This is a genomic window from Pseudonocardia sp. ICBG601 (assembly GCF_020496245.1).
In genome coordinates, this window is sequence record NZ_JAHLJA010000218.1 from 1 (window position 1) to 6,550 (window position 6,550).

Annotated in this window: 7 protein-coding genes and 1 pseudogene; 5 read left to right on the forward strand and 3 right to left on the reverse strand. The window is 65.9% G+C overall.

Annotated elements, in window-relative coordinates:
• Window positions 1–274: 274 nt before the first annotated feature.
• Together KPL57_RS61400 and KPL57_RS61405 are read right to left on the reverse strand one after the other, a co-directional pair.
• Window positions 275–904: an IS607 family transposase gene (locus KPL57_RS61400; protein WP_226351297.1), complete on the reverse strand. Its 630-nt coding sequence runs from the start codon at window positions 902–904 to the stop codon at window positions 275–277.
• 381 nt (window positions 905–1,285) lie between these two features.
• Window positions 1,286–1,465 (reverse strand): hypothetical protein, encoded by a 180-nt coding sequence (locus tag KPL57_RS61405; protein WP_226359022.1) that lies wholly within the window; start codon window positions 1,463–1,465, stop codon window positions 1,286–1,288.
• A 547-nt stretch (window positions 1,466–2,012) separates the two neighbouring features.
• Here KPL57_RS61405 and KPL57_RS71370 point away from each other — a divergent pair.
• The 3 genes from KPL57_RS71370 (at window position 2,013) to KPL57_RS73505 (ending at window position 3,597) form a co-directional block, all read left to right on the forward strand.
• Entirely contained in the window at window positions 2,013–2,162 is a 150-nt protein-coding gene (locus tag KPL57_RS71370; protein ID WP_308253364.1) for a winged helix-turn-helix transcriptional regulator, read from the forward strand.
• 47 nt (window positions 2,163–2,209) lie between these two features.
• Window positions 2,210–3,397: an IS5 family transposase gene (locus tag KPL57_RS61415; protein ID WP_374203971.1), complete on the forward strand. Its 1,188-nt coding sequence runs from the start codon at window positions 2,210–2,212 to the stop codon at window positions 3,395–3,397.
• Between the two features lie 62 nt (window positions 3,398–3,459).
• On the forward strand, window positions 3,460–3,597 hold the full coding sequence (locus tag KPL57_RS73505; RefSeq protein WP_226359024.1) for a gallidermin/nisin family lantibiotic: 138 nt from the start codon (window positions 3,460–3,462) through the stop codon (window positions 3,595–3,597).
• Window positions 3,598–3,872: 275 nt separating this feature from the next.
• Here KPL57_RS73505 and KPL57_RS61430 read toward each other — a convergent pair.
• A pseudogene (locus KPL57_RS61430) lies at window positions 3,873–4,636 on the reverse strand (transposase family protein).
• A 560-nt stretch (window positions 4,637–5,196) separates the two neighbouring features.
• Between KPL57_RS61430 and KPL57_RS61435 the strand changes: the two are divergent.
• Together KPL57_RS61435 and KPL57_RS61440 are read left to right on the forward strand one after the other, a co-directional pair.
• Window positions 5,197–5,349: a hypothetical protein gene (locus KPL57_RS61435; protein WP_226359023.1), complete on the forward strand. Its 153-nt coding sequence runs from the start codon at window positions 5,197–5,199 to the stop codon at window positions 5,347–5,349.
• Window positions 5,350–6,067: 718 nt separating this feature from the next.
• Window positions 6,068–6,280, forward strand: coding sequence for a MarR family transcriptional regulator (locus KPL57_RS61440; RefSeq protein WP_226358226.1), 213 nt, complete (start codon window positions 6,068–6,070; stop codon window positions 6,278–6,280).
• Window positions 6,281–6,550 lie beyond the last annotated feature (270 nt).

A 6,550-nucleotide genomic window follows, 5' to 3' on the forward strand; every position in this document is an offset into this window, starting at 1 on the left:
TGAGGTCGCCATCCGCAACGCTGCCCCACCACCGCTGCAGCCGCAGGCAATCGACGGCCGCCCTCATCCACACCGGAATGTATACGGTCAAAAGTTTCCGGAACCCACAACTCGGATAGCAGATCGCGTTCGGCGCCCTCCACAATGTCGAGCAGCCAACGCACCCGCTCCGTCAAGTCATCTCGCGACACGACAGCACCAGACACTTCACACACTGCTCGTGAAGCTCGAGATGTCGTTGAAGACGTCAATACATTGGATTTCTGCCAACCCGTCACGTCGGAGGTCCCTGCTCCTGCAGGCGTGCCTGCGCGGCATCAAGCAGTCGTTGCTGATTCGTCTTTGACCGCAACTGATAGAACCGACCAGAAAAGGACGCAAGTAACGCCATGAAGTCATCCATCAGCTCTTCAAGCAGCGACTTGTCCGCATGAGCATGAACAGTCTCAACTGCAACTCCGACCTGCGCCAGATACCGCTCAATATAGGCGACACCAAACCGAGCCAGTCGGTCACGCCACACTACGCGAACTACCGTGAACCGCCCAGCAGCGGCGTCATCAAGTAGCCGAGTCAACCCCTTCCGATTTTCTCGCAAACCGGACGCGCGATCACGATACACTCGGAATACTGTCCCCCTGGACGTCTCCCGCAACACCGATTCCTGGTTCGCCAACGACGACTCCTGACCCGTCGAACCAGAAACACGACAATACAACGCCTCAACCCGCTCCGCCGCTTCCGGCTGAATCGGTTCGCGCCCAAGGAAGACATCAAGATCAGCACGATCAAACAAACGCTGACCAGAGGCTGAAACTCGACACGGCAGCCGACCCTCTCGGGCAGCCTTCCGAACACCCACCACCGACATGCCCATGTACTCGGCAGCTCGCGCTATACGCATCTAAAGCAGTATGAGCTAGTACCGGATACTTTGTCAACAGTCGATGAGCCTCGTCGAGCGGGATCCGGCGGTGGGTCACCGGCCGCCCGGACTCCGCGGCGATGGTCGCGGCCAGCTCGTCGTAGGTCCACAGCGGACCGCGCAGTTCGTAGGCGCGCCCGGCGTGCTCGCCCGGCCCACCCGCCACGACGACGGCGGCCGCGCGCGCCAGGTCCGCGATCCGCGATGTGCCGTGTTCAGCGCCCGGCCGCCGTCCGCGGCGATCGTCTCCCCGGCCTCGACCGCTGCCCGGACCACGGCCGGGTTGACGAAGGAGTCGGAGTAGAAGGTGTTTTGCGCAGCGGCGTCACCGGAAGTCCGGAGTCGCGCAGCAGCCCTCGGTCACGGTGTGGTCGGCGAGGAAGCCGGGCGCGTCGGGCCGGTCGTCGCGGCCGGCGGGTCGCGCCGCCGACGGACGGCGCTGGTGTAGACGACGTGCCCGACGCCGGCCTCGGCCGCGGCCCGGACCACGTTGCCGTGCTGGCGCTCGCGCACCCCGGGGGTCACGTCGGAGCCGGACACGAAGAGCAGACCGTCGGCACCGGGGAACGCCGCCTTCAGCCGGAGGCCTGGAGGCCTCCTCGTAGTCGCCGACATCGCACCCCCGGACCCCGGCCGCCGCCAGGTCGGCGACCTTCTCCGCGGACCGGGCGAGCACGCCCACCTGCTCCGCCGGCACGGTCTCCAGCAGCGCCCGCACGGCCGCGCCGCCCAGCTTCCCGCTCGCTCCGGTCACGATGATCATTGCTGTCTCCCCATCTCGTCGTGGACGGTGGCCACACTGCCCGATAAGCTTTCGATCGGTAAGTACGTACCTAGGGGTAAGTAGGTGGGTGCACGGTGAGCACGCAGGTGGAACGGCGCACGGGTCTGTTCTCGGGTGACGCGTTCGACAGCAGCTGCCCGTCGCGGTCCGTCCTCGACCACGTGACGTCGAAGTGGGCGGTGCTCGTCCTCGTCGTCCTGTCCCGCGAGGACCACCGGTTCTCCGCGCTCCGCCGCGCCGTCGGTGGGATCAGCGAGAAGATGCTGGCGCAGACCCCTGCGCACCCTGGAGAACGACGGGTTCGTGCACCGCGAGGTCGCGCCGACCACCCCGCCGCAGGTCAGCTACGGCCTGACCGAGCTCGGCCGCGGCGTGACCGGACACCTCGCGGGGCTCGTCGGCTGGATCGAGGACCGGATCCCCGAGGTGCTGGCGGCGCGCGAGCGCGCCTAGGCCCCGCCGCCCCGGCGCTCGTGGCGGGTCTGAGAGCGTGTTTGGAAATGGTGGGTGTGTCGGGATGGTCGACACGGCTGGGGTGCTCCATCGTGGTCGGCATGCAGGAACGACCGCGCCGGTACCCCTCGGACACCAGTGATGCCCAGTGGGTGGTGATCGAGCCGTTGTTACCGCCGCTCGCGCGGCGGGGGCGGCCTGTTGCTCATGCTCGTCGGGACGTGCTGGACGCGATCTTGTATGTCGTGCGGACCGGGTGTGCCTGGCGGGCGTTGCCGGTGGACTTCCCGCCCTGGCAGACCGTCTACTGGTACTTCAACCAGTGGGAACAGCAGAAGGTCACCGAGAAGATCCTCCCGGTCGTGCGGGGGCAGTTACGTATCGCCGAGGGCCGTGATCCGGAGCCGAGTGCGGGGATCATCGATTCCCAGTCGGTCAAGGGCGCCGACACCGTCGGCCAGGACTCCCGCGGCTACGACGCCGGGAAGAAGACAGGCGGACGGAAACGGTTCATCGTGACCGACACCCTCGGTCTGCTGCTGACCACGATGGTGTGCTCGGCCTCGGTACAGGACCGCGACGGCGCCAAGCCGATCCTGCTCAACCTCTACCTGCGCACCAGGGTGCGGTTCGTCTACGCCGACGCCGGCTTCGCCGGGCGACTGCTCGACTGGGCCGCCACGATCCTGCAGACAACGATCGAGATCATCCGCAAGCCACCCGAGCAGCGCGGATTCACCGTCCTCCCACGAAGGTGGGTGGTCGAACGGACCCTGGCCTGGCTCACCGCACACCGACGCCCGAGACTACGAACGCCACCCCACCACATCCGAAGCCATGATCCGCTGGGCCGCGATCAACACCATCACCCGCCGCATCGCCCGTGGATACCCCGCCACCCGCCAGCAGAAACACACGACACCCTCAACCCACTAGAATTTCCAAACACGCTCTCAGGTCCACACTCCTTGATCGGAGTTACACCGATGTTCTTACAGCCCCCCGACGCTCTGCGAGGTAACAAGTCTAGCGCCCGATTTAAAGGCTGCAAAAGTGACAGTCTGTCGTTGTATAGATGCACCCGTAGCTGTGACGACTATGTGACTTTCGTCGGGCATAGTCTTGCTTGGCGAGCATGCCGCCGGCGAGCTGCTCGAAAAATGAAAGGAACGACCCAATGTCTGATTTCGATCTGGGAGGCTTATTCAGGGACGCTCAACAGACTGCTGCGTTGAGACGCTGACCTGGGGAAGCGCCTCGCTCCATGATCACCCTGAATAAGCCTCTGGATGTCCGTATGGATGCGCCAGCAAGCTCGAACAACACCTCGAGAGTCACGAGTAAGTCGCTGTGCACTCCGGGTTGCATCACGGGAATGATGCATTGCACTACCCGCTCGTGCAGCGGCGGCTGTTCGATCGTGATCTCACGCTGATCGCTTTCCTCGGATGGTGGCGTAGCAGAGATGTTGCGCCACCATCCGAGGAGTTCCGTGGACAGGCTGTTGATCTGTAAGAGTCCACCCTGAGTACCGCGGTCTGCGGTATCACTGGGGAGCTGGGCATCGCGCGGGGTACGTTGCGGGACTGGCTCACGAACTACGGCCCGGGAACAAGACCGCAGCCGATGCCAGCAGGTATCCTAACCCAGTAGGGGCCACGCGCATCCCGTTGGCAGTGACGCAGACCCCAGAGGCTTATTCAGGCTCCGTCAGGTAAGTGCGTAGAAGATGAGTCCGATGACTGCCGAGATCGTCGTTTTAAATGTGGCGTAGGGTCGGCGGTAGTCTGTGTGGAGAACTTTCCACGTTTTGATATGGGCGATGACTCGCTCGATGGTGGCGCGTGTGCGGTTGAGGCTCTTGTTGAATGTTTTCTGCCAGTCGAGAAGTTCCCGGCCGGGTTGTTTTTGAACGGGGTGAGCATGCCGCGCCCGATGTAGCCTTTATCGCCGATCGGTGGGTATGTGGCGAGGTGGTCGCGGGCGCCGGATTGGTCGAGGCAATGTAGGTCGTGTCGGGAGCCTGGGGTCGGGTCGGAGATCCACGACAGCTGCCCTTCCAGGGTGGCTGCGACCTGGACGACGACGCCGGTGGTGCGATGCTTGCCCGACCACAGACCTGGTACGGCGGTCCATGACCAGCAGGGCAGTAGGGTTCCGTCGATGATGTACTGCCGATCGGCACGAAGCTCCTCCGCCGTCGGAACGACACTCCGCAGTGCCTGCGCCAGCAACGGTGTCACCCCCGCGATCGCTCGACTGACCGTCGACTGCGACACCCCGTAGGTTTCCGCCAACTCCCACTGCACACGATTCCCGCGCAGATACGCCAACGTGATCACCACCGACCAGAACAATCCCAGAATCGGCGGCCAAGGCCGTCGCAGGCCAGTCGCGTTCCGCTGATCCTGCTCATGCACCAGAGCGGCAAGATCCTGAATCTCATCACGCCGAAAGCCAGTGGTATAGTACATACTGCGACAACCCGTTCATCTTGGATTGATTCGGCAAATTAATCTTCGCGATGGACGGGCTGTCGCCCAACCCGACACGCCGGGCTAGATCGTTATTTCACGGGCCCTGAATAAGCCTCCGGGTCGCCGCCTTCGCATAGTCCTGGCGCGGCGGCGTTCAGTTCGGCTCTGCCGTGCAGGTCTGTCTAGGTTTTTCTCGGGTCGTCTTCGGCTGGTTGTAGCGCCGCGTGCTGTAGCTGCTGTGGGGCTGCCGTGGGCCCGATGGTGTCCGTTATCTCCTGTTTGTTCTGCTTCTTCCTTTTTGGGTGAGGTTTGCGTGTCTGTTGCTGTGTCGTCATCTGGAGTGTCCCGGCTGGTGCCGCGTCGATCGTCGCGTCGAGTGTCGGACCGGCCGCTGGACCGGGCGTTGGATCACTCGCCAGACCGGTCGGGTCAGTTGTCGTTGTTCCCGCCGGAGCGGGTGCGGGTGCGCCGCCCGAAGTTCGCGCCGCACCCGGTGCGTGCTGCGGTGTCCCGGTTGGGGTCGGGGGTGTCGTCGGTGCCGGTGCTGATCGCCGCTGGTGGTGTGGGGTTTCGCGGTGTTTGTGCTGGTGGAGGCGATGTTCCCGTCGGCCGGGGACTGGTCGTCGCCGCGGATCGTGATGGGCTTGGCGGCGGTGGTGACCCGGGCCCTCGACCGCCGGCGTGGTGTGGGGCGGGGTGGTCGGCGGTGAGCGGGTATCGGCGTCGCGCCGCCGCTGCTGGTGCTGGCGCGGGCTGCCGGGCCGCGGTGGAGCGCCCGGTCCTGCGTAGGCGGCGGGGAAGAGCCAGCTGGTCTGGTGACCCGGGCCCTCGACCGCCGGCGTGGTGTGGGGCGGGGTGGTCGGCGGTGAGCGGGTATCGGCGTCGCGCCGCCGCTGCTGGTGCTGGCGCGGGCTGCCGGGCCGCGGTGTAGCGCCCGGTCACTCTGGTCGAGGGCTTGGAGCTGGCCCGGCGGGGGTCTGTCGCCGCAGCGCGGTGGGAGAACCCAGACGGCGAAGCTGGCGGCCTGGCGGCGCACCACCAGCCAGGGCCCCGGCAAAGTCGTGATAGACGGTGGGAACCGTCCCCCGCGGCCTTCTGATTGCCGCACTGCACCTGTCTGTGACCAGCTATAGCGCCGCGCGGCGCCGCAACGGTGCCGCGTGTCACGGCCCACCACAAGATCATCTAGCGACTTTGCCGGGCCCTGCACCACCAGCCCTGGTGGGGCTGCCGAGTCGTTCCCAGACGCCCCGGCTCCGGCCCCGGACTTGGCTGCGTCGGCGCCGGTGTCGGTGGTGGCGTTGCCGGCGGGGGGGCGGTGTCGCCGTGCCGGCGGCGTTGACCGCCGCCGACGTCGTGTCCCGACCGGCCTCGGTCGAGGGGCCCGATGCCGCGGCCGGGGCCGAGTGCAGCGCTGAGCCTGGCGCTGTGAGTGGGTTGTCGCCTGCGCAGCGGGAGGTCTACGCCGCCCTGGCCGCCGGGCACACCCGGACCGGGGACATCGCCGCAGCGACTGGCCGGAAGGCCCCGGCGGTGTCGAAAGCACTGACCGCGCTGGCCGGGGCCGGGCTTGCGGTCAAGACCGGGCGCTGCTGGAGCGTCTCGACCGCGTCGGGTGGCACGGCGCGGGTGGGGGCCTGAGCGCGTTCGGTGTCCGGGTGAGGCAGACCAGCGGGACCCCGGAATTTTCGTCACGCATCGTGGTCTTTAGTTTCTTTATGGTCAAATCTTGTGGACACTGGCCGGTGGCTGGTTACTGTCCGCAAGTCGGCCGATGGGGCGTGGCCCCGGCAATGATGCGAGGACCTGCATGCTTATCGCTCTGGGGTCCGCGATGATCGCGGTCTTCATGTACTTGATCTTGTCGAAGCGGCTCGCTCCGACGTTGGCGCTGGTGTTGGTGCCGTTGAC